Consider the following 23,156-nt stretch of genomic DNA (forward strand, 5'->3'; position numbering starts at 1 on the left):
CATGCACGTGCGCGCCGCATGCGCCGCACGCGCCGAGAAGGCCCGCAGGGGGGATCGCCCCTGCGGGCCTCTTTGCGTTCGGATGCCGCAAGATGCTGCGATTCTCGCTGTATGCGCTCCGTGAAATCGTCGTTGGCCTGACCGGGGCTTATCTTGAATTTGGTACCATGAAGTCACATAATTTAGTAACTTTGACTCAAAGGGGAAACGCATGAAGCTGTCCCATTATGATTATCTGGTTGTCGGCGCCGGCATCTCCTCGGCGGTGTTCTGCCATGAGGCCGCCAAGCTCGGCAAGACCTGCCTTGTCATCGACCGCCGCGACCATATCGCTGGCAACATCTACACCGAGGACGTGCAAGGTATCAACGTACACCGCTACGGCGCGCACATCTTCCACACCTCCCTGCGCCCGGTCTGGGACTACGTCAACCGCTTCGCGGAGTTCAACAACTACGTGAACAGCCCCGTGGCCGTCTACAAGGACGAGCTGTACAACCTGCCTTTCAACATGAACACGTTCTCGAAGATGTGGGGCATCCGCACCCCGGCCGAGGCCGTCGAGATCATCGAGCGCCAGAAGGCCGAGGCCGCAGACCTCATCGGCGAGGGCGAGCCGAAGAACCTCGAGGAGCAGGCGTTGTCGCTCATCGGCCGCGACGTGTTCGAGAAGCTCATCAAGGGCTACACCGAGAAGCAGTGGGGCCGCAGCTGCACGGAGCTGCCGCCGAGCATCATCAAGCGCCTTCCCGTGCGCCTGACCTACGACAATAACTACTTCAACGATCGCTGGCAGGGCATCCCCATGGGTGGCTACACCGCCATGGTCGAGCGCATGTTCGGCGACGTGGAGATTCTGCTGTCCACCGAATACCGCGAGTTCCGCGAGCAGAAACCCGGCATCGCCGATCGCACCATCTACTGCGGCCCCATCGACGAATACTTCGACTTCAAGCTGGGCACGCTCGAGTACCGCAGCCTGCGCTTCGAGTCCGAGACCGTCGAGTGCGAGAACTGGCAGGGCAACGCGGTGGTCAACTACACCGAGCGCGAGGTGCCGTGGACGCGCATCATCGAGCACAAGCACTTCGAGTCGCAGTCCTCGCCGGTCAGCGTGATCACGCGCGAGTACCCGGCCGACTGGAAGCCCGGCGACGAGCCGTACTACCCGATCAACGACGAGCGCAACTCCGCGCTGTACGCGCAGTATGAGGAGCTCGCCAAGCAAGAGGGCGACGTGGTGTTCGCCGGCCGCCTGGGCGGGTACAAGTACTACGACATGGACAAGGCCATCGATGCGGCGTTCGACCTGGTGAATGCCGAGCTGGGCGTTGACCTGCGCGCGTAGCGCTATTTGGGGCGATGGCTGCTTTTGGGTAGCATCGTTGCTTCGAACATTTACCTCTGATTAATCGTTGGCGGCTTTCACGATGATTTTGGAAAAGCGCCCATGATAATTTGAATCAACGGTTAGGGCTTCGGTCCTGGCCGTTGATTTGTTTCATAGGGTCCGAGCGTTTTTGGTGAGAGATGTCTGAAAGCACCCAATGCGACGCTCGCTATGTGTTGCTGGAACAATGAACTCGCAAACAAGTTCGATGGATTCCGGTGAAGGTCGCATTCTTTTGAATGCAAACGCGATCCGCGCTGCGATTCGGGTGTCGGTCAGCTTTCTTGCAAACGTGAGTACATGGGATGGTTGATTGGGATGAAAACTCGCTCGGAATGCCCGCTGCCTTTTAGCGTTGATTGAAGTTGCTGTATTGAGTTTCGCTTGTTTCGAAGATTGCGATTTGTTGCTTGCTTGAGGGCGAAGCAGGACGCCTTGCTTTGCTTGAGAGCCGCAAAGCGAGGCGTCCTGCTTTCCTCCTTGATCTGGTTTTAACGTGCAAGTCCATTCTGGCGGCATGCGCTCAAGTTTCTCTTCGAATTCACGGGTCTTGTTTGGCTCGAGGGCTTTGCCGCAAAACCCCGTAAAACCCAGTTTACCGCCGTGTTAATTCTGCGCTGAATGCGGGGCTGGTAATTGCAAAAAGGTATAATGACCTTGGAAAATACTAGGCGGTATGGAGGATTACCACATGGCTGGAAGCATGGATGTCATCGAGTTCGTGGCGCGTGAGGCGCTTACGAATGAGGACAAGTTCAAGCGATTGGTCGCGCAATTAGGGGACTCTTCGCGTCGCAATCGGCAGAATGCCGCGGGATCGCTGGCATTTATCGCGAAGGTTAGCCCCGAGTTGCTCGTTCCCCACGCATCCGATTTGGTCGATGCTTTGAATCGTCCCGAGGCCCAAACTCGCTGGGAAAGCCTGGATGCGCTGACCGCGCTCGTTCCCGTTGAGTCGCGCTGCACTGACAAGGCGCTTGCCGGTGCCGAGAACGCGCTGTTTGATGAGGAGAACGGATTTGTTCGCCTGGCTGCCATGCGCTTCTTCTGCGCATATGGTGCCACTACCGAAAAGCGCAGCGAGAACGTCTGGCCGCTTATTGATGAAGCCATCCAGTGCTATCACGGCGATGTCGAGTTCAACGATATGCTGAATGCTGTTGCGGAGTTCGCCACTGGCAAGCTTTCGGAGCACGTTAAGGAAGCGCTTGTTGAACGTATGTCGTTTGATGCGCATAATGGCAGGGGTGCCTTGAAGCGCAAGGCGCAAACCATCATTGACAACGTTCAAGGACAATAAGCTTGGAACCTCGGGCTGTGCCGCGTTGCGGTGCAGCCTGTTTCTTTCAACCCGTATGCGCCGCGGCGCAGGACAGAAGGAGTGGCAATGGCACAGCATACTGTAACCTTGATTCCGGGTGACGGCATCGGCTTGGAAACGTCTGCTGCAATGCAGCAGGTCGTGGAAGCTGCAGGTGCGGACATCGTTTGGGAAGTCGCCGAGGCCGGTGCGGCATGCGCCGAGAAAACGGGCACTCCGCTGCCTGATGAGACCATCGAGGCGGTGAAGCGCAACAAGGTTGCCATCAAAGGCCCGTGCACCACTCCCGTTGGAACCGGTTTCCGCAGCGTCAACGTTGCGCTTCGCAAAACGCTCGACCTGTATGTGTGCCTGCGTCCGGTGCTGTCCATGCCCGGCGCCGGTGGCCGTTACGATGACGTCGACCTGGTCATCGTCCGTGAAAACTCTGAGGACCTGTATGCAGGCGTGGAATTCGAAGAGGGTTCTGAGGCAGCTTCGAAGCTCATCAAGTTCTGCGAGGACGAGGGAGCGGGCGTTATCCGTCCCGATTCCGGCATCTCCATCAAGCCCATTTCCATCACGGCAACCCAAAACATTGTGCGCTACGCCTTCGAGTATGCGCTGAAGCATGGTCGCAAAAAGGTCACCGCAGCTCATAAAGCCAACATCATGAAGTATTCCGACGGCCTGTTCCTGCGCACGGCGCGCGAGGTGGCTAAGGAATACGAGGGCCGCGTGGAGTTCGATGACCGCATCATCGACGCTTTCTGCATGAATATGGTCATCGACCCGGCGCAGTTCGACGTGGTGGTGTTCCCCAACCTGTATGGCGACATCGCCAGCGACCTGGCTGCTGGCCTGGTCGGCGGCCTGGGCATCGCCCCGGGTGCGAACATCGGCAAGGAATACGCCGTGTTCGAGGCCGTGCACGGCTCCGCTCCCGACATTGCGGGTCAGAACAAGGCAAACCCCACCGCGGAGATCATGTCCGCGGCCATGATGCTCGATCATCTTGGGGAGTTGGAGATCGCCGAGCGTATCCGCCGCGGCGTCCGCGCCGTGTACGCCGACGGTTCCGTGCTGACGGGCGATATCCGCAAGGCCACTGGCAGCAGCGCCCCTGCGGCAAGCTGCACCGAGTTCACCGAGGCGCTCATCGCCGCCATCAAGGCTCAGGCGTAATCGTGCGGTAGGCGTTGGCCGGTGCGCTGCGCGAAGCGGGGTGCCGGCCCGTGCTTATTCCCACACCGGGTTTGAGCTGGGTGCTGCTGCTGCCGGTTGAAGTCGGTTGCAGGTAGGTTTCATCCTGCGTGCACGGCAGCCGGCTAACGTTGATTGTCGGGTTTGCTCCTGCCGACGTGTATGACTATCGGTTGCCGGCGATTTTCGGGTAGGTTTCAACCGGCGTGTGCAGTTGCCGGTGGGCGCCGATTTCCAATAGGGTTTCCGTCGGCGAGTGCGACTGAAGGTTAAGGCCTGATAGCCAAACGGGTTTCGCCGACGTGCTGGCGGAAACCGATTCCCGATAGGGCTTTCGCCGGTGAGCGAGATCGCCGGCTGAATCGTGTTCAGCAAGATCGATATCAGGGTGCGACACGCACCAAGAGGGGACGATATGAAGAACGAGAAGTTCGCCGCTACCCTGTCCGTGGGCGATGCGGCTTATACCTACTATCCCGTTGAGCAGGTCGAGGGTTCCGAGAAGCTTCCGTATGCGCTGAAGGTGCTGCTGGAAAATGTGCTGCGCAACGCTGAGAGCCCGGAGGCGGCTGCCGACTTGGCTAAGCGCGTGGTCGAGGCCGGCTGTGCGGGCGAGGTGGGCAGCGAGGTCGAGTTCAGCCCCGCACGCGTGTTGTTCCAGGACTTCACGGGCGTGCCGGTGTTCGTGGACTTCGCCGTGATGCGCGAGGCCTGCGCGAACCTGGGCGGCGACCCGGCGAAGATCAACCCGCAGATTCCATGTGACCTTGTCATCGACCACTCGGTCATCGCCGATGTGGCGGGCTGCTCTTGCGCCATGGGGAAGAACATGGAGCTGGAGTTCCAGCGCAACGGCGAGCGCTATAACTTCCTGAAGTGGGCGCAGGAGTCGTTCCAGAACGTGCGCATCGTCCCTCCTGGAGCGGGCATCTGCCATCAGCTGAACATCGAGCAGTTCGCGCAGGTCGCCATGACCTCCACGGCCGCAGGTGTGGAAACGCCGGAGGGCGAGAATCCCACGGTGTACTTCGACACCCTGGTGGGCACGGACAGCCACACGCCTACCGCCAACGGCATCGGCGTGCTGGGTTGGGGCGTCGGTGGCATCGAGGCCGAAGCTGCGGCGTTGGGCCAGCCGATCACCACGCTGGTTCCCAAGGTCGTGGGCGTGCGTTTGACGGGTGAGTTGCCAGAGGGCGTCGCGGCTATGGACGTGGCGCTGACATTCGCGAAGATGCTGCGCGAGAAGGGCGTGGTCGGCTGCTTCGTCGAGTGCTTCGGCCCCGGTCTTGACAGCCTGAACGCCACTCAGCGCACGTGCATCTCCAATATGACGCCGGAATACGGCAGCACCTGCACGCTGTTCCCCGTTGACGACCAGACGCTGGCGTACCTGCGCCTGACCGGCCGCAGCGAGCAGCAGGTGGCGCTGGTGGAGCAGTATGCGAAGGCGCAGGGCTTCTGGAACGACCCGCAGGCGCCCGAGCGCGTGTACGCCGACGTGGTCGAGTTGGACCTGAGCAGCGTGAAGCGCAGCATCGCCGGCCCGTCGCGCCCGCATGATCGCATCTTCCTTGAGCAGGCGCAGGAGCGCTTCCATGAGATTTGCGCCGATCGCGGCCTTGACCTGGGCAAGAAGGAAACGGTCGACGTGAACGGCCAGGCATGCGAGCTGGGTCACGGCGCGCTTGCCATCGCCGCGGTGACCAGCTGCACCACTGCCACCGATCCGTCCATGATGCTAACCGCTGGCTTGGTGGCGAAGAAGGCTGCCGAAGCGGGACTGAAGCCCAAGCCGTGGGTGAAGTGCATCCTGGCTCCGGGCAGCCATGCCACCGAGCTGCTGCTTGAGCGTGCCGGCTTGATGGATGGCTTGCGCGACCTGGGCTTTTACACGTGCGGTTTCGGTTGCATGAGCTGCATCGGCAATTCCGGCCCCATTCTGCCGGCCCTGCACGACATCGCCGACGACCTGGAGCTTGCCAGCGTGCTTTCGGGCAACCGCAACTTCGAGGGCCGCATCTCGCCCGACGTGTCGCAGAACTACCTGGGCGCGCCGGCAACGGTGATCGCTTACTCGCTGGCTGGCACCATGGACGTGGATCTGCCCAACGCCGTGCTGGGCGAGCGCGCCGACGGCACGCCGGTGAAGCTGGCCGACATCTGGCCAACCGACGCCGAGGTCGCCGACCTGCTGGAGCGTTTCGCCACGAAGGAGCTGTTCGAGGAGGGTTCGCGCGGCCTGTACGACGGCGACGCCGCCTGGCAGCAGCTTGGCAGCGAGCCGTCCGACACGTTTGCGTGGGACGAAGCCTCCACGTACGTGCGCCGTGCGCCGTACTTCGATGGCATGGGCGCGCAGCCTGCGCCGGCCGAGCCCATCAAGGACGCGCGTGCGCTGGCGTTCCTGGGCGACTTCATCACCACCGACCACATCTCGCCTGCGGGCAGCATCGCGCTGGACTCCCCGGCGGCGAAGTACCTGGAAGAACGCGGCGTCGTTCCGGCGGACTTCAACACCTACGGTGCCCGTCGCGGCAACCATGAGGTCATGATGCGCGGAACGTTCGCCAACGTGAAGCTGTCCAACAAGCTTGCGGAAGGCAAGAAGGGCGGCTGGACCCGTGACTTCATCAAGGACGAGATCGTCCCGCTGTTCGATGCGGCCATGGGCTACGAGCAGGCCGGCGTGCCGCTGGTCGTGGTAGCCGGCAAGATGTACGGCAGCGGCAGCTCGCGCGACTGGGCGGCAAAGGGCCCCATGCTGCTGGGCATCCGCGCGGCGTTCGCGGAAAGCTTCGAGCGCATCCATCGCTCGAACCTTATCGGCATGGGCGTGATGCCGCTGCAGTTCGAAGAGGGCGAAAGCGCCGAAAGCCTGGGTCTGGACGGCTCCGAGCAGTACACGGTCGGCGCTGTGGACTTCTCGAAGGGCCTGCCCGAGCCGCGCGTGGTGGACGTGACGGCGAAGAAGGCCGACGGGACCGAGGTTGCCTTCAAGGCGACGGTTCGCGTGGACACACCTACCGAGGGCAAGTACTTCGAGCATGGCGGCATTCTGCAGTACGTCCTTCGCCAGCTGGCGAAATAGGGGCGGAGGCCGAACGCGGCGCTTCGCTAAGGGGAGTGCAGTGCTTCCCGGAGGGGGCGCGGCGTTGACCGGCTGTCATCGCAGCGAATATAAAAGGTAACGGAACGCGTTCGGTTTCAAGGGAAGCTGGACGCGTTCCGCTACAATGTGGAACATTGTTCATCCATCAATGGAGAAAGGGATGCCGTGAAACAGACATCCGGTTTTGAGTCGCTCATCGATGCCCTGAAGCAATCGGGCTTCGATATGGGCGCAGGCTTCGGAGGGCCCGCTGGCGCTTCCGGCGAAGGGGGCGCCAGCAGCTCGTCGGGCAACGGCTCCGGCGGCCAAGGTTCCGAAAACCCGTTCACCGCGTTCAGCGGCGGTCGTGGCAACAAGGGCGGCAACGGCGGGGGCGCACCCGAGTTCTCGTTCGGCGACAAAATGGGCCAGATGGGCAAGAAGGCGCTCATCATCACCGCGGTGCTGGTGCTGCTCATCGTGGCGGCGGCCTACTGGTGGTTCCATCCGCCGATCAACATCCACAGCGTGGACACCTGGATGTTCGTGGTCGTGTTCATCCTGTTGCCGTTGTTCCTGCTGTGGAACGTGAAGTCGCGCACGTACGAAACGGGAAACAGCAAGGTGGATCCCAATCGCACGAAGGCGAAGGCGTTCAAGGTGGCGTCCTGGATTCCCGTGGCCATCGCGCTGGTCGGCGTGGTGGGCGCTTTGGCGTCTCTGTCGGTGTTCCCCGGCAACGCGGCCAAGTATGCCAGCGTGCTTGAAACGCAGGACGCTGACTTCGCACAGGACATCCAGCAGGTCGACTACTCCGAGATCCCCATCATCGACCGCGATTCCGCGGCGCTGCTGGGTAATCGCGCCATGGGCAACATCCCCGAGTATGTCAGCCAGTTCGAGATCGCGGGCACGTATAGCCAGATCAACTACCAGGGCACGCCCGTGCGCGTGAGCCCGCTGGGCTATGCCGACCTGTTCAAGTGGCTGACGAACCGCGCCGAGGGCATCCCGGCGTACGCGCTGGTGGACATGACCACGCAGGATGCGCAGATCGTGAAGCTGGGAGATCGCGCCATCTTCTATTCGCGGTCCGAGCCTTTGGCCCGCAACATCGACCGTTACGTGCAGCTGAAGTATCCCTTCTACATGTTCGATGAGAAGTCGTTCGAGATCGACGAGGACGGCCAGCCCTGGTGGATCTGCCCGGTGCAGACGCGCACCATCGGCCTGTTCGGCGGCACCACCATCGAGCGCGTAGTCATGGTGAACGCCACCACGGGCGAATGCACGGACCTGGCCATCGATGATGTGCCCCAATGGGTCGACCGCGCCTATCCGGCCGAGCTGCTTATCCAGCAGTACAACTGGTCGGGCAAGTACCAGGACGGCTGGCTGAACAGCTGGCTGGGCCAGAAGAACGTGGTGCAGACCACGCCGGGCACCGATGGCAACGTGGGCTACAACTACATTGCCAAGGACGATGACGTGTGGGTGTACACGGGCGTGACGTCTGCCACGGCGGACAACTCGATCGTGGGCTTCGTACTGGTGAACCAGCGCACGGCGGAATCCCATTACTACCCGGTGGCGGGCGCTACCGAGGAATCGGCCATGCAGTCGGCCGAGGGCGCGGTGCAGAACCTGCGTTACTCCGCCACGTTCCCCATCCTGATCAACGTGTCTGAGCAGCCGACGTACTTCATGGCACTGAAGGATAATGCAGGCACCGTGAAGAAGTTTGCGATGGTGGACATCCAGCATTACCAGAATGTGGCAACGGGTGATACGGTCGCGGAGACGCAGAAGTCCTACCAGGCGATGCTGGCAACCAGCGGGACGCTTTCCGGCGATGCCGCGGAGGCCAACACGCAGGAGCAGACGGGTGCGATCCGCAGCATGACGCAGGCGGTCCTGGACGGCAACTCCCACTTCTATGTGACGCTGGAAGGCGTTGAGGGCATCTACGACTTCGCCTTGCCTGCGCAGCTCGGCATCGTGGGCTATAGGGAAGGCGATACCATCACCTTCAAGTACATCGCCGGCGATACCACAAATTCCGTCCAAGAACTTGTTGACACGCAGAATAAATCTGATACTATAGATAAGTCATCTTTTGAGCAGGCCGCAAAGACGGTTGAACAAACCGCGGAAACGGCCGACCAGCAGAAGACGGAGCAACAACAATAGTTCCGCTGCCCGAGACAGCAGGCACCGAAAGGTTCAATCGCAAGCAATTGCGGCCCGCCGAGGTGGTTGTTAAGTATCGCACTTCAACGACCCCTGTGTCTTAGGACGGCAGGGGTCGTTCTTTTTCTCAAGCGCGACTCCACCCGCATGGGGCGGAACCCGAGTTTGAGAAGAAGGAGGTGTAACAATGCCGAACGCAAAGAACCAATCCATGCTGTCCGCGATCAAGGAAGATCTGGAGGGTGCGGGTGCTGTGTGGGTCGTCGATGCCTGCGGTCTGACCGTTAAGGAGGTCGAGGCTCTGCGCAACGCAGTCCGCGAGTCCGGTGCATGCATGAAGGTGTACAAGAACACCGTTATGCGCATCGCTCTGTCCGAGGCCGAGCTGCCTACGCTGGACGACATGCTGCATGGCCCGAGCGCATTCGTGTTCGCCGGTTCCGATGTGGCTGCTGCCGCGAAGGCCGTCAAGGAATTCGCCAAGTCCAACGAGAACCTGCAGATCAAGGGTGGCTTGATGGAGGGTGCTGCAGTCAGCGCCGCAGAGGTGGAGGCCATCGCTTCCCTGCCCTCTCGCGAGGAGCTGTACGCTCACATCGCCGCTGCCATCAACGGTGTGGCTCAGGGTCTGGCAACCGCTATCAACGGTGTGCCGCGTGGCCTGGCTCAGGTCGCAAAGGCCGTTGCCGATCAGAAGGTTGCGTAAGCAAGCTTCTTGCGGCATAAGACGTGCCGCGTAATGCATTTGAAATTTCGGCTGGAACATTAGGATGACCCAGCCCCTTTGAAAGGAAACTAACATGGCTGTTTCTCGCGAAGAGATCATCGAGGCTCTGAAGGAAATGTCCCTGCTCGAGGCTTCTGAGCTGGTCAAGGACATCGAGGAGACCTTTGGCGTGTCCGCCGCTGCTCCGGTTGCCGTTGCCGCTGCTCCGGCTGCTGGCGCTGCTGCCGCTGAGGAGAAGTCCGAGTTCGACGTCGTGCTCGAGGGCTTCGGCGACAACAAGATCGCTGTCATCAAGGCTGTCCGTGAGATCACCGGCCAGGGCCTGAAGGAAGCTAAGGAGACCGTCGAGGGTGCTCCTTCCACCATCCAGGAGGGTGTGGCCAAGGACAAGGCTGAGGAGATCAAGAAGACGCTGGAAGAGGCCGGCGCTGCTGTGACCCTGAAGTAAATTCAGTCTTCCGACTGCTTTTACAGGACCCGCTGCTTGCAGCGGGTCCTTTTTGTGTTTGGGCTTGCGTTCCTGCTTCGGAACGCAACAGAATGGTTACGGATGCGGCGTTGCCCGCGTAGGGCGTGTAACGTTCCGGGAAGACGATTGCGGTATATCGCGCAAAGAGACACGACGGGAAGGAAGCGCCATGCAGACAGGGTATTTCAGCGCCGCATGGAACGATGTGAAAAGTTCACAGGGCTGGCTTGGGAAGATGTTCCTGTTAGGCCTTATCGCGTTCATCCCGGTGTTCGGCCCGGTGGTGCTGTTGGGCTATGCGTTCGGCTGGGCTCGCGACATCGCATGGGGCGTGCATATGCCCATGCCTGCGCGAATCTTCGGGAACGAGGACGGCTTGCTGTATCGCCGCGGGCTGATCGTGCTTGCCATTTGCGTTGTCTGTTGCGTGGTGATCCCGGGCGCGCTCGAGGGTTGTTGGGATGCGCTTGCGGGACGCGGCTTGAGCAACGTTTCGCATGCCGTTTGGGGCGGTGCTGGCAGCGCTGCGATAGTTAGCCCGGTGTATTCCCTGTTCAGCCTTGCGGTTTCCTTGGCATCCGTCATGTTCTTCCTGGTGGCCTCCATGCGTGCGAGTATCTATGGCAGGCTGGGGCCTGGTTTCCAGGTTCCTCGCCTGTGGGCTATGATGCGCCATGATATGAAGGGCCTGCTGCGCGTGCTGGGGCTTTCCATTGTGCTCGCGATCGTTCCGGCGGTGGTTACCGGGATCGTCGGATCGCTTTTGGTCGGGGGCGTTATCAGCGTGGGGGCGTATGGGCTGTTCTCCAGCGGTACCGCGCCTGACATGATGTTCGTCGTCACTGCAGGTATGTGTTTAGTCGTCGTCTGCCTTGCCTTGGCTGTGGTGGTTTCGGCGGCATCGGCGTTCGCGGTGGTGATGCAGGCGCGTGCCGTGGGATACTGGACAAGGCAATTCGACGTTCCGGCATGGCGCGGTCAGGATGACCTCATGCCGTTCGAGATGGCGTCCTGCGGGGCGCCAAGATAGGCGGTTCCGTGAAACAAGGGAATAGAAGCCAGGGATCGCGTGGCGTATCCGATGGGCAAGCCGGCGGCCGAAGCGGCAAGCCGTCGCGCCGCGGAGGCGCGCAGGATAGCGTGAGCGCAGCTCGTCGCAGCCCAGGGAAACAGGGCAAGCGAAACGAGTTGGGGAAGCAGGGCTCCCAGCGTGCGTTGCGCGAGGACGGGCGCCCGTGCGAGGGCGTTAACGCTGACGCGGGCCGTCGTGGCTCGAAGAAGACGCACGGCTCGGGCAGGCCGCAGGGTGCGTTCAAGTCGAACGCGCCGCAATGCTCTCGAGGCTCAGGCAAGCCGCAAAGCTCGCATGGTTCGGGTAAAGCGCGCGCATCGCGTGGACAGGGCAAAGCGCAGGGTTCGCGCAGTGTTTCCGCAGCAACGTCCGAGGTCAAGCGATTCAAGCCGCAAACATCTTTGCCTCCGCGCAGTGCGTTCTTGCCGGTTAGCCGTGCCGATATGGAGGAGCGCGGTTGGGACTGTTGCGACTTCGTGTTCGTGTGCGGCGATGCATATGTCGACCATCCCTCGTTCGGCATGGCCATCATCACGCGCCTGCTTGAGGCGAACCACTATAAGGTGGGCGTGATTTGCCAACCCGATTGGCGCGACCCGGAAAGCGTCACGGTGCTGGGAAGGCCTCGGCTGGGATTCCTGGTTTCCGCTGGCAACATGGACTCGATGGTGAATCACTACACGGTTGCCAAGAAGCATCGCAGCACCGATGCGTTCTCGCCCGGCGGCGAGATGGGGCTTCGTCCCGATCGCGCGGCGGTGGTCTACGGAAACTTGATTCGCCGTACGTACAAGGACGTTCCCATCGTGCTGGGCGGCATCGAGGCATCGCTTCGCCGTTTGGCTCATTATGATTACTGGTCGGACAAGCTGAAGCGTTCGATCCTGCTTGACTCCGGCGCCGACCTGGTCAGCTACGGTATGGGCGAGCATTCCATCGTGGAGATCGCCGATGCGCTGGCGGCTGGGCTCGATGTGTCCGACATCACGTTCATCGACGGCACGGTGTATCGCGCGAAAACGCTTGAGCACGTGTACGATTACGAGCTGCTGCCCTCGTTCGACAGCATGCAAAAGGATAACCTCGAGTATGCCCGCAGCTTCAACGTGCAGTACGGCAACAGCGACCCCTTCACGGGAAAACGCCTGGTTGAGCCCTATTCCGATCATGAGTTCGTGGTGCAGAACCCGCCGAGCAAACCGCTGACCACCTCGGAGATGGACGCGGTGTACCGCTTGCCATATGCGCGCGCGTATCACCCCATGTACGAAGAAGCCGGCGGCATCCCGGCCATCCGCGAGGTGAAGTTCAGCCTGACCAGCAATCGCGGCTGCTTCGGCGAGTGCGCGTTTTGCGCGCTGACGTTCCATCAGGGGCGCATCGTGCAGGTGCGAAGCCATGAGTCCATCGTGGAAGAGGCGAAGCAGATGATCGCCGACCCGGAGTTCAAGGGCTACATCCACGACGTGGGCGGCCCCACGGCGGACTACCGCCAGCCTGCGTGCGATGCGCAGCTGCACCGCGGCGCCTGCCGCAACAAGCATTGCCTGACGCCGCAGCCGTGCCGCAAGTTGAACGCCGACCATACGGATTACCTGCAGTTATTGCGCGAGCTGCGCGAACTGCCGGGGGTGAAGAAGGTATTCGTGCGCTCGGGTATCCGCTTCGACTACGTGTTAGCCGACCGTGCCAAGGGCGAGGCGTTCGTGCGCGAGCTGTGCGAGCACCATGTGAGCGGGCAGCTGCGCGTGGCGCCCGAGCATGTTTCCAACGCCGTGCTCGGCGTGATGGGCAAGCCGCAACATCAGGTGTACGAGAAGTTCGTGAAGCTGTTCCAGCAGGCCAACGACGCTTGCGGATTGAAACAGTTCGTGGTGCCGTATCTGATGTCCTCGCACCCCGGCAGCACGCTCGATGAGGCCATCGAGCTGGCGGAATACGTGCGCGACATGGGATTCAACCCCGAGCAGGTGCAGGATTTCTACCCCACGCCGTCCACCATGTCCACGGCCATGTACTTCACGGGCGTGGACCCGCGCACCATGGAGCGCGTGTTCGTGCCGAAAAGTCCGCATGAGAAGGCGCTGCAGCGCGCGCTCATCCAGTATCGCGACCCGAAGAACCACGACCTGGTGATGGAGGCGCTGCGCAAGGCGGGTCGCGCCGACTTGATCGGGTTCGGGCCGAAGTGCCTGATCAGGCCCTATAAGGGCGAAGGCGGGCACGGCGCTGGCGCGAAGAAGGGCGTGGCGGGCGCGAAAAACGCGATGCGCGGGCCGAAGGGCCGCGAAGGCGGTCAGGGTTCGGGCGGCAGGGGCGCTTCCGGCGGCCATGGCGCGGCTGGTGCCGGCAAGCGTGGCCAAGGCGCGGGAGGCTCCGGCGGAAGCGGTCGCGCTACGGCTGGTGCCGGCATGCGCCGCCAAGGCGCGGGAGGCGGTGCGAACGCGGGCAAGCGCGGCGGCTCCCCGAACGGCGTGCGCGGCGGCAAAGGCGATGGAGCCCGTGGGAAAGCGCCCCGACGCTAGCTGAATCACAGCATATTCCCTAGGTGGAGAGGGTATACTATAAGGGTTGCAATCAACGGCGTCGGCGTTTGAGCCGCTGACGCCTTGCCTCTGTGGAAGAAAGGCGGCAGCGCGCATGAAAATCTCAACGAAGGGCCTGTACGCGGTTCGTTTGATGCTGTATCTGGCGGAACACGACGGCGGTGGCCCCGTGTCGCTGAAGGAAGTGTCCGAATCGCTGGGCATCTCGAAGAAGTACCTGGAGCAGATCGTGTCGAACGTGGTCACGGCGAAGCTGGTGCGTTCGGTGCGCGGTGCTGCCGGCGGTTATCAGCTGGCGAAGCCGGCTAGCGTGATCACCGTGTTGGACGTGCTTCGGGTCACCGAGGGCTCGCTTGCGCCGGCGTCGTGCTTGGAAGATGACACCTTCGACTGCAATATGCCGGTTCCCTGTATGGAGCTGGGCGTATGGCGTGGGCTGTATAAGGTGATCAACGAGTACCTGGGCGGCATTACACTGCAAAGCATCATCGACGAGCATTCAGCGGTGGCGGCGGACAGTTATTCGATCTAACGGAAGGGCGTGAGCGTTCGAGCTTACGCCTTTTTCGCTATTTATCTGGTGAAACGATTTATAACCCACCAAGCCGCCGGGAATACGGTATATTGTTTTGAAATAGATATTGACATTGCCTAGAGACATAGTAGGATAACAGGCATGAAAACGGCGTTCCGCACGTGGCAATCAACGGCGGACAAGCGAGAGAGGAACATCATGACCATCCACAAGAGCGTGTCCGAGTTAATCGGCGGCACCCCGTTGGTGGAGCTGTCCAACTACGAGAAGAACCATAACCTTGAGGCCACCATTGTGGGTAAGGTGGAGCTGTTCAATCCTGCCGGATCGGTGAAAGACCGTATCGCGAAGGCGATGCTCGACCAGGCCGAGGCCGAGGGCAAGCTGGATGCCGACACCGTCATCATCGAGCCGACCTCCGGCAACACCGGCATCGGCCTGTGCTCGCTGGCGGCCGCTCGCGGCAACCGCATCATCATCACCATGCCGGAAACCATGTCGGTCGAACGTCGCAACCTGATGAAGGCCTATGGCGCCGAGCTGGTGCTCACCGACGGCAGCAAGGGCATGAAGGGCGCCATCGCCCGCGCGTCCGAGCTGGCCGAGGAGATCCCGAACTCGTTCATCCCCAGCCAGTTCACCAACCCGGCGAACCCCGCCGTCCATGAGCGCACCACCGGCCCCGAGATCTGGGCGGATACCGACGGCAAGGTGGACATCCTTGTCGCCGGCGTGGGCACCGGCGGCACGCTTTCCGGCACGGGCAAGTACCTGAAGTCGCAGAACCCCGACATCAAGGTGGTTGCTGTGGAGCCCGCCGGATCCCCGGTGCTGAGCGAGGGCCATGGCGGCGCGCATAAGATTCAGGGCATCGGCGCAGGATTCGTGCCCGACACACTGGACCAGTCGGTCTATGACGAGGTAATGCCCATCACCGATGAAGAGGCGTTCCAGGCCGGTCGTGAGCTGGCAGGCAAGGACGGCCTGCTGGTGGGCATCTCCTCCGGTGCCGCGGTTGCCGCCGCAACGAAGCTGGCGCAGCGTCCCGAGAACAAGGGCAAGCTGATCGTGGCGGTGCTCCCCGACACCGGCGAGCGTTACCTGTCCACGGCAATGTTCAACTTCTAGGGAACGCAAACCGTCTGCTTTGCGGCGAAAAGCCGTAGGTCGGCGAATATGAGAACTCAGCGAAAGCGCCCCGCTCCAACTGGAACGGGGCGCTTTGCGTGTTAAGCGGCCTTTTGCGGCGGTTATGGGCTACGGTCCCGTTACGGTTCGTTCGCCGATTGCCGCGTCTGCGCGACCTTGGGTACAATAAGAAAATAGCGTGGGGACGGGGGAGCCCGCCCAACGCGATAGGGGCGGGATGTCCATTTATTGCGAAAGAGGCGGGAGAGCCCGCCTAGTGCGATAACGACGGGAGAGCCCGTCTTGCGTGAAAGGTTATCGGGGAAAGGGGCGCATCATGAGCGCGAGCAAGCACGATTGGGGATTGATCTTCGCAGGCGTCGCCTTGGCGGTGGCCGGGTTCTTCTGCATGTTGGCACCGGGGCTGACCATCGTGACCATTGCGGCCGTGGTGGGCGCGTTCTTCCTGGTGGCGGGCGTGTTCGACATCATCAGCTACATCAGGCTGCGCAACATCTTGCCGCGTAGCGGCTGGGAGCTTGCCTACGCCATCATCGACGTGCTGCTGGGCCTGATCTTCTTGCTGCATCCGCTTGCGTTCTCGGCGGTGGTGCCGTGGCTGGTGGGCGTGTGCTTTGTGGCGTTCGGCGTGTTCGAGGTCATCGCTTCGGTGAAGGCGCACGGCTGGGGTGTGCCGATGTGGGGATGGGCCCTGTTCAGCGGCGTGCTGAACGTGCTGTGCGGCATCGCGTTCTTCGTGACGCCTCAGATGCTCAGCGTGTTTTTGGCCATCATCCTGCTGGTGCGCGCTGCAAGTCTGATGGTGTACGGCTGGAACGCGGGACGCTATATCACGATGTAGCGCTGCGGGTTTACCGGATTTGGGCGTATCGCCCGATAGCTGTTTGGCGGGCTTGCCGATAGGTAAGTAGGTAAGCGGATCGGCCGGCGCGTCGGGCGAGGACGCGTTCGTTCGGTAACGCTTTGACTGATGGTTGGGCAAAGGCGTGTACGCTGCGTCGGGTTTCGGCCGGCGCTGTGCGCGCGTGATAAAATCGCAACGGAAAAATGGGCCTCGGGCATGTGCCCGAGGCTTTCTTGTCGGCGGGCATTGTGCGGTTGCGCGGTGTTGTGTCGAACGAAGCGGCGAGCGAAAGGGCTTGAGATGGCGAATGAGCAGGTGGACGGTCAGATGAACGATCGGACGAACGGGCGACCGATCGACGAGGCGGGCGACCTGGCGAGCGAGCAGGCGGGCGGCCAGGTGGGCAACTCCGCAACCAGCCAGGCGAACGACCAGGTCGTCGAGCAGCAGTCCCTGCTAAGCGGGGAGGCGCTGGCGGAGGTGACCGGCGATCCGGCGGCGCGCATCGAGGCGCTGCGCCGCGAAATCGAGCACAACAGCTATCTGTACTACGCCAAGGACGCGCCCGCTATCAGCGACGCCGCGTTCGACTCGCTGATGCACGAGCTGCGCGCGCTCGAGGCGGCGCATCCCGAGCTCATCGACCCGTCCAGCCCCACGCAGCGCGTGGGCGGCTACGTGGGCGAGCAGTTTGCGCCCATCCAGCACGAGCGCCGCATGTATTCGCTCGACGACGCCATGGGCGCCGAGGAGCTTGACGAATGGCTGGCGCGCGTCAAGGAGTTCTTCGGCACCATCCCCGAACTGGTGTGCGAGCTGAAGATCGACGGCTCGTCGGTGGCGTTCACCTACGAAGGCGGCCGCCTTATCCGCGCGGCCACCCGCGGCGACGGCACCACGGGCGAGGACATCACGGTGAACGTGCGCACGGTGAAGGACGTGCCGCTGCGCCTTCGCGACGGCGCCCTGTCCGGCATCCGCGACGCCGATGCCTCCATCGAGCTGCGCGGCGAATGCTACATGCCCAAGACCAGCTTCGAGGTGCTCAACGCCGCCGCCGAGTCCAACGGCAAGCAGCCGTTCGCCAACCCGCGCAATGCCGCCGCCGGCAGCCTTCGCCAGAAGGACCCGCAGATCACGGCGCACCGCGACCTGTCCACGTTCGTGTACGCCGTGGGCGACGAGCGCAAACTGGTGGCGGAAACGCAGTGGGACCTGCTCAAGTGGCTGGGCGAAGCGGGATTCCACGTTAATCCCGACATCGCGCTGGTCACCAGCGCGGAAGAGGTGCACGAGTTCTGCCGCAAAAGCCTGGAGCGCCGCGACGCGCTGCCTTACGACATCGACGGCGTGGTGGTGAAGGTGAACTCGTTCGCGCAGCAGGAGGCCATGGGCTACACGGCCCGCGCGCCGCGCTGGGCTATCGCGTTCAAGTTCCCGCCCGAGGAGAAGACCACGCTTTTGCGCGACATCACCGTGCAGGTGGGGCGCACGGGCAAGCTGACGCCGGTGGCTGAGATGGACCCGGTGCTGGTGGCGGGATCGACCGTTGCCCGCGCCACGCTGCACAACGAGGACGAGGTGCTGCGCAAGGATGTGCGCGTGGGCGACACGGTCATCGTGCGCAAGGCCGGCGACGTGATCCCCGAGGTGCTGGGCCCCGTGCTCAGCCTGCGTCCGGACGATGCGCGGCCTTGGAGCATGCCCAAGGAGTGCCCGAGCTGCGGTAGCCCCGTGGTCCGCGAGGACGGCGAGGCCGATTATCGCTGCATTTCCATTGATTGTCCTGCTCAGGCGCTTGAGCGGTTGCTGCATTGGGCTAGCCGCGGGGCCATGGATATCGACGGCATGGGCGAGGAGATCGTGCGCCGTCTGGTGGAATCCGGCCGCGTCAGCGACGTGGCGGATTACTACACGCTCGACGAGGTGGAGCTGGCGCAGCTGCAAACGGGCCGCACGAACAAGGAGGGCGAGCCGATCTGCCTGGGGCAGACCATCGCGAAGAAGCTGGTGGCGGCTATCGACGAGTCGCGCACGCGTCTGTTCGCCCGCCCGCTGTTCGGCCTGGGCATGCGTCACGTGGGCAAAACCATGGCCGAAACGCTGGCGCGCGCGTTCCCGAACATGGACGCGCTGATGGCGGCTACCGAGGAGCAGCTGGCGGCGGTGGACGGCGTGGGCCCGAAGATCGCGCACTCCACGTACCTGTTCCTGCGCACGCCCGACAACGTACAGGTTATCGAGCGATTGGCGAAGCACGGCGTGCGCCTGGCCGACGACGTGGAGGCGCAAGCCGCCGACGCGCTGCCGCAAACGCTCGAGGGGCTGACGTTCGTGCTGACCGGCAGCCTGACGCAAAGCGGCATGAAGCGCGACGAGGCCGGTGCGGCTCTGAAGGCTCGCGGCGCGAAGGTGTCGGGCAGCGTGTCGAAGAAGACCAGCTTCGTGGTTGCCGGCGAGGCGGCGGGCAGCAAGTACGACAAGGCCGTGGCGCTGGGCGTCCCCGTGCTGGACGAGGCTGCGCTGCTGCACATCATCGAGACTGGCGAAGCGCCGACGGCGGACGGGGAATAGCGCGCGGCGGCTCCGTTTGGGCCGCTTCGCAAGCGTTGGCTGCGAACACCCCGGCGCGCATTCGCGATATTCGCCAGCTGACGAAGCGACCGGGGCGCGTGCTTTGCCTGTGGTGGCCCCCCGTGGGACGTCCCGCCGGGTGGGGCGGCCGCGCAAATCTACCGGATGTCGGCGTCCCGGAGCCGCTCGCGTGAAGGAGTTACGAATTTGGCATTCGTAACATCGAATCGGCGAGCGCGCCTGCTATAGTGTGTTACGGATTTTCACCTCGTAACACCAGGCAGGCGCGCAATGAAATCGCAGACGTCGCGCGCCTTCGCCTGGTCGATGAAAGGATTGCTTGATGAAGAGCTTCTCCAGGCGTACGTTTTTGCAGGTGGCGGGCGTAAGCGCCGCTGCAGTGGGCTTCGGCGGCGTGTTGAGCGCCTGCGCTGGCGGCTCCAATGCGGGTTCCGGCTCCGCCGCTAGCGGGGAGCACGCCTCTCAGGTTACCGTTTCCATGCCGGTGAGCAGCGAGCCCGACGCCGGCTTCGACCCGTTCGTCTCCTGGGGTTGCGGCGAGCATGTGCACGAGCCGCTCATCCAGTCCACGCTTCTGACCACGAAGGCCGACATGGGCTTCGAGAACGACCTGGCAACGGCCTATTCGTGCAGCGACGACGGCCTGATCTGGACGTTCACCATCCGCACCGATGCCAAGTTCACCAACGGCAAGCCGGTTACCGCCCATGATGTGGCGTATACCATCAACGGCGTTGCCAGCAACGAGGCCAGCGAGTGCGACCTGACCATGGTCGACAAGGCCGTCGCCGTCGACGACGAGACCTGCGAGGTTCATCTGAACAAGCCGTTCAACGCGCTGCTGTACACGCTGGCGGTTATCGGCATCGTGCCTGATGGAGGCCATGATGCCGATTATGGCAGCAACCCGGTGGGCAGCGGCCGTTACATGCTCGAGCAGTGGGATCGCGGCCAGCAGGTCATCCTGAAGGCCAACCCCGACTACTATGGCGAGGCGCCGAAGATCGAGCGCGTTGTGGTGGTGTTCATGGAGGAGGACGCCAGCCTGGCGGCCGCCCGTTCCGGCCAGGTGGACGTCGCGTTCACGACGGCCACCTTCGCCGACCAGCAGCCGAAGGGTTACGACCTGCTGAACTGCGCTTCCGTCGATTCTCGCGGCATCTCCCTGCCCACCATCGCGCCGGGCGCCACCAAGAAGCAGACGGGCGAGGAGTATCCCGCTGGCAACGCGGTCACGCAGGACCTGGCGCTGCGCCGCGCCATCAACTACGGTGTGAAGCGTCAGACGCTCATCGACAACGTGCTGAACGGCTACGGCCAGATCGCCTACAGCGTGGGCGACAATATGCCCTGGTCGTCCGAGGCCATGAAGTGCGAAGAGAATCTTGCTCGCGCAAAGGCCCTGCTCGACGAGGCGGGCTGGGTAGCCGGCGCCGACGGCGTGCGCGCCAAGGACGGCGTGACGGCCGCGTTCGACCTGTACTATGCCTCCTCCGATTCGGTGCGCCAGGCCATCGCCATGGAGTTCGCCAACCAGATGAACGAGCTGGGCATCAAGGTGACGCCGAAGGGCGCAAGCTGGGACGACATCTACCAGCATCAGTTCAGCGACCCGGTCGTGTGGGGTTGGGGTTCCAACAGCCCGATCGAGGTATACAACCTGAATTACTCCACGGGCAACGGCAACTACTCCTGCTACGAGAACGCCGCGGTCGATGCGCACCTGAACGCCGCACTGGCCAATCCCGTGGTCGCCGATTCGTATGACGAATGGAAACTGGCCATGTGGGACGGCGAAAACGGCCCGGCGCCGCAGGGCGATGCCACGTGGGTGTGGTTCGCCAACGTCGATCACCTGTACTTCGTGGCCGAGGGCCTGAAGGTTGCCGAGCAGAAGCCGCATCCGCATGGTCACGGCTGGTCGATCGTGAACAACGTCGATAAGTGGAGCTGGTAGCAACCGGCTGACCGCCGCGGGGGCGGGGCTTGCGAACGCGCCTCCGTCCCCTGTTCGCCGGTAGTGGCGGGGCTTGCCGTAGGGCTTGCCCCGCTTTTGCGGTTCTAGCGGCTTGGCTTGGGGCGGCGCGTTCGCCTGCTCGAAGGCGGGCTGTGTGCAGATCCCCTTGGCGGCCGAAGGGGTTTTTGAGCTTGGAAGTCGAAGAGCTTCCTGGGTGGATTTCGAGATTTGGGACATAAGTAGGTATGACGAAGTATCTTGCCCGACATATCGTGCGGTTCGCGCTGCTCATGTTGGCGGTGGGGCTGGTGGTGTTCGCGCTGGTGAGCGTTTCACCCATCGACCCTGTTCAGGCCAACGTGGGGCAGGCCGCATATGTGAACATGTCGGAGGCAAAGCGCGCGCAGCTGGCCAGCTATTGGGGCGGCGACGTGCCGTTTTGGGAGCGGTTCGCCAACTGGGCGGGCGCGCTTTTGCACGGCGACATGGGAACGTCGCTCAGGTTCAACGCGCCCGTGTCGGAGGTGATTGCGCACCGCGCGGCCAACTCGCTGGCGCTCATGGGTATCGCGTGGCTGATCAGCGGCGTGCTGGGCTTCGCGCTGGGAGTCGTTGCCGGCGCACGCCGCGGCGGTGCGGTCGATCGCGTGGTGCGCGGCTACTGCTTCCTGCTGGCGTCCACGCCCACGTTTTGGCTGGGTTTGCTCATCCTGATGATCTTCGCCGTGCAGCTGGGGTGGTTCCCCATCGGGTTCTCCGTGCCCATCGGCGTGTCGGCGGCCGACGTGACGCTTGCCGACGCGGCGCACCATCTGGTGCTTCCCGCGCTCACGCTTTCGGTGACGGGCGTGGCTAACATCGCGCTTCATACGCGCGAGAAGGTGGTGGACGTGCTGGAAAGCGATTATGTGCGCTTCGCGCGCGCCCGCGGCGAATCCGATCTGAGCGTGGTTTTGCACCATTGCCTGCGCAACGTGGCGCTGCCGGCGGTCACGCTGCAGTGTGCGTTCATCTCCGAGATCTTCGGCGGGTCGGTGCTGGTCGAGCAGGTGTTCTCGTATCCGGGCCTGGGGCAGGCGGCCGTCACCGCCGGCCTGGGCGGCGACGTGGCGCTTCTGGCCGGGATCGCCCTGGTCAGCGCTGCGTTGGTGTTCGGCGGCAACCTGCTGGCGAACATCTTGTACGGCGTTTTGGACCCGCGTATGCGCGTGAACGAAGGGGGGGCGTAATGGAAAACGTGCTCCATGCCCCTGCGCAGCGCAGGGCAGGCAACCGCACGGCCACGCTGGCGGCGTGCGTTTTGGCGGCTTTTGCGCTGCTGGCCGTGGTTGCGGCGGGCATCGCGCTGTATGGCCAGGCAACGGTCACCGATTTCACCGCGAAGAACCTGGCGCCTTCGCTCGAGCACCCCTTCGGCACCGACTGGATGGGCCGCGACATGCTGGCGCGCACGCTGGCCGGCCTTTCGACCAGCGTGCTGGTGGGCTTGCTGGCGGCCACCGTGTCGTCGGTGGTCGCGTTGATCTTCGGCTGCGCCGCCGCGCTCGGCGGCAAGCGCGTGGACGCCGTGGTCAGCTGGATGATCGACCTGATGATGGGCGTTCCGCACATCGTGCTTTTGGTGCTCATCTCGTTCGCGCTGGGGAAGGGCTTTTGGGGCGTGACCATCGGCGTTGCCGTGACGCACTGGGCCAGCCTTGCCCGCGTGGTGCGCGCCGAGGTGCTGCAATGCCGCCAATCGAAGTTCGTGGAGGTTGCGCGCAAGCTGGGGCAGAGCCCGGCGCGCATCGCGCTTCGCCATATGGTGCCGTATGTGCTGCCGCAGTTCGTGGTGGGTTTGATCCTGCTGTTCCCGCACGCCATCCTGCATGAGGCGTCCATCACGTTTTTGGGCTTCGGCCTGCCGCCCGAGCAGCCGGCCATCGGCGTGATCTTGAGCGAATCGATGAGCTATCTGTCCACGGGCGCCTGGTGGCTGGCGGTGTTCCCCGGCCTGGCGCTCATGGCGACGGTGCTGTTGTTCGACGTGGCCGGGCAGAACCTGCGCAAGCTGGTCGACCCTCACACCGCGCAGAAGTAGGTAGGGAA

16 protein-coding genes are annotated in these 23,156 nt (G+C 62.9%); all 16 read left to right on the forward strand.

From position 1 onward, the window contains the following. The first annotated feature begins 211 nt into the window (after positions 1 to 211). The 16 genes from glf (at position 212) to SFHG_RS06375 (ending at position 23,148) form a co-directional block, all read left to right on the forward strand. Positions 212 to 1,348, forward strand: coding sequence for a UDP-galactopyranose mutase (gene glf, locus SFHG_RS06300; RefSeq protein ID WP_042435365.1), 1,137 nt, complete (start codon positions 212 to 214; stop codon positions 1,346 to 1,348). Between the two features lie 733 nt (positions 1,349 to 2,081). Beyond that, on the forward strand, positions 2,082 to 2,690 hold the full coding sequence (locus SFHG_RS06305) for a hypothetical protein (protein WP_042435368.1): 609 nt from the start codon (positions 2,082 to 2,084) through the stop codon (positions 2,688 to 2,690). 87 nt (positions 2,691 to 2,777) lie between these two features. Further along, positions 2,778 to 3,875 (forward strand): isocitrate/isopropylmalate dehydrogenase family protein, encoded by a 1,098-nt coding sequence (locus SFHG_RS06310; RefSeq protein ID WP_042435372.1) that lies wholly within the window; start codon positions 2,778 to 2,780, stop codon positions 3,873 to 3,875. A 433-nt stretch (positions 3,876 to 4,308) separates the two neighbouring features. Continuing rightward, positions 4,309 to 6,984, forward strand: a complete 2,676-nt coding sequence (acnA, locus tag SFHG_RS06315; protein WP_042435374.1) for an aconitate hydratase AcnA — start codon at positions 4,309 to 4,311, stop codon at positions 6,982 to 6,984. A 186-nt stretch (positions 6,985 to 7,170) separates the two neighbouring features. Further along, complete coding sequence (locus SFHG_RS06320) at positions 7,171 to 9,174, forward strand: hypothetical protein (protein ID WP_042435377.1); 2,004 nt, start codon at positions 7,171 to 7,173, stop codon at positions 9,172 to 9,174. Between the two features lie 187 nt (positions 9,175 to 9,361). Beyond that, on the forward strand, positions 9,362 to 9,880 hold the full coding sequence (gene rplJ / locus SFHG_RS06325) for a 50S ribosomal protein L10 (RefSeq protein ID WP_042435380.1): 519 nt from the start codon (positions 9,362 to 9,364) through the stop codon (positions 9,878 to 9,880). Between the two features lie 94 nt (positions 9,881 to 9,974). Further along, positions 9,975 to 10,349, forward strand: a complete 375-nt coding sequence (rplL, locus tag SFHG_RS06330) for a 50S ribosomal protein L7/L12 (protein ID WP_042435383.1) — start codon at positions 9,975 to 9,977, stop codon at positions 10,347 to 10,349. Between the two features lie 190 nt (positions 10,350 to 10,539). Beyond that, complete coding sequence (locus SFHG_RS06335) at positions 10,540 to 11,400, forward strand: DUF4013 domain-containing protein (RefSeq protein WP_042435386.1); 861 nt, start codon at positions 10,540 to 10,542, stop codon at positions 11,398 to 11,400. Between the two features lie 158 nt (positions 11,401 to 11,558). Continuing rightward, positions 11,559 to 13,967, forward strand: coding sequence for a YgiQ family radical SAM protein (locus SFHG_RS06340; protein ID WP_081468977.1), 2,409 nt, complete (start codon positions 11,559 to 11,561; stop codon positions 13,965 to 13,967). Positions 13,968 to 14,082: 115 nt separating this feature from the next. Then, positions 14,083 to 14,520: an RrF2 family transcriptional regulator gene (locus tag SFHG_RS06345; protein ID WP_042435389.1), complete on the forward strand. Its 438-nt coding sequence runs from the start codon at positions 14,083 to 14,085 to the stop codon at positions 14,518 to 14,520. Positions 14,521 to 14,718: 198 nt separating this feature from the next. Further along, entirely contained in the window at positions 14,719 to 15,651 is a 933-nt protein-coding gene (gene cysK, locus SFHG_RS06350) for a cysteine synthase A (RefSeq protein ID WP_272941451.1), read from the forward strand. A 337-nt stretch (positions 15,652 to 15,988) separates the two neighbouring features. After that, positions 15,989 to 16,513, forward strand: a complete 525-nt coding sequence (locus SFHG_RS06355) for an HdeD family acid-resistance protein (RefSeq protein ID WP_042435391.1) — start codon at positions 15,989 to 15,991, stop codon at positions 16,511 to 16,513. 303 nt (positions 16,514 to 16,816) lie between these two features. Then, positions 16,817 to 19,090: an NAD-dependent DNA ligase LigA gene (ligA, locus tag SFHG_RS06360; protein ID WP_238318291.1), complete on the forward strand. Its 2,274-nt coding sequence runs from the start codon at positions 16,817 to 16,819 to the stop codon at positions 19,088 to 19,090. A gap of 343 nt (positions 19,091 to 19,433) precedes the next feature. Further along, positions 19,434 to 21,068, forward strand: coding sequence for an ABC transporter substrate-binding protein (locus SFHG_RS06365; protein ID WP_042435393.1), 1,635 nt, complete (start codon positions 19,434 to 19,436; stop codon positions 21,066 to 21,068). 245 nt (positions 21,069 to 21,313) lie between these two features. Further along, positions 21,314 to 22,297 carry an ABC transporter permease gene (locus SFHG_RS06370; protein WP_042435394.1) on the forward strand — a complete coding sequence of 328 codons (984 nt, stop codon included), beginning with the start codon at positions 21,314 to 21,316 and terminating at the stop codon, positions 22,295 to 22,297. Further along, entirely contained in the window at positions 22,297 to 23,148 is an 852-nt protein-coding gene (locus SFHG_RS06375) for an ABC transporter permease (RefSeq protein WP_042435396.1), read from the forward strand. The genes SFHG_RS06370 and SFHG_RS06375 overlap by 1 nt, the downstream gene beginning before the upstream one ends. Positions 23,149 to 23,156 lie beyond the last annotated feature (8 nt).

The organism is Senegalimassilia anaerobia JC110 (assembly GCF_000236865.1).
Lineage (GTDB): Bacteria > Actinomycetota > Coriobacteriia > Coriobacteriales > Eggerthellaceae > Senegalimassilia > Senegalimassilia anaerobia.

Excerpts from the sequence above, each read along its gene's own strand:
- rplL (WP_042435383.1), top strand. The coding sequence starts at position 9,975 with ATGGCTGTTTCTCGCGAAGAGATCATCGAGGCTCTGAAGGAAATGTCC.
- SFHG_RS06375 (WP_042435396.1), top strand. The coding sequence starts at position 22,297 with ATGGAAAACGTGCTCCATGCCCCTGCGCAGCGCAGGGCAGGCAACCGC.
- SFHG_RS06305 (WP_042435368.1), top strand. The coding sequence starts at position 2,082 with ATGGCTGGAAGCATGGATGTCATCGAGTTCGTGGCGCGTGAGGCGCTT.
- SFHG_RS06355 (WP_042435391.1), top strand. The coding sequence starts at position 15,989 with ATGAGCGCGAGCAAGCACGATTGGGGATTGATCTTCGCAGGCGTCGCC.
- SFHG_RS06345 (WP_042435389.1), top strand. The coding sequence starts at position 14,083 with ATGAAAATCTCAACGAAGGGCCTGTACGCGGTTCGTTTGATGCTGTAT.
- SFHG_RS06310 (WP_042435372.1), top strand. The coding sequence starts at position 2,778 with ATGGCACAGCATACTGTAACCTTGATTCCGGGTGACGGCATCGGCTTG.
- acnA (WP_042435374.1), top strand. The coding sequence starts at position 4,309 with ATGAAGAACGAGAAGTTCGCCGCTACCCTGTCCGTGGGCGATGCGGCT.
- glf (WP_042435365.1), top strand. The coding sequence starts at position 212 with ATGAAGCTGTCCCATTATGATTATCTGGTTGTCGGCGCCGGCATCTCC.
- SFHG_RS06335 (WP_042435386.1), top strand. The coding sequence starts at position 10,540 with ATGCAGACAGGGTATTTCAGCGCCGCATGGAACGATGTGAAAAGTTCA.
- rplJ (WP_042435380.1), top strand. The coding sequence starts at position 9,362 with ATGCCGAACGCAAAGAACCAATCCATGCTGTCCGCGATCAAGGAAGAT.
- SFHG_RS06365 (WP_042435393.1), top strand. The coding sequence starts at position 19,434 with ATGAAGAGCTTCTCCAGGCGTACGTTTTTGCAGGTGGCGGGCGTAAGC.
- ligA (WP_238318291.1), top strand. The coding sequence starts at position 16,817 with ATGGCGAATGAGCAGGTGGACGGTCAGATGAACGATCGGACGAACGGG.
- SFHG_RS06370 (WP_042435394.1), top strand. The coding sequence starts at position 21,314 with ATGACGAAGTATCTTGCCCGACATATCGTGCGGTTCGCGCTGCTCATG.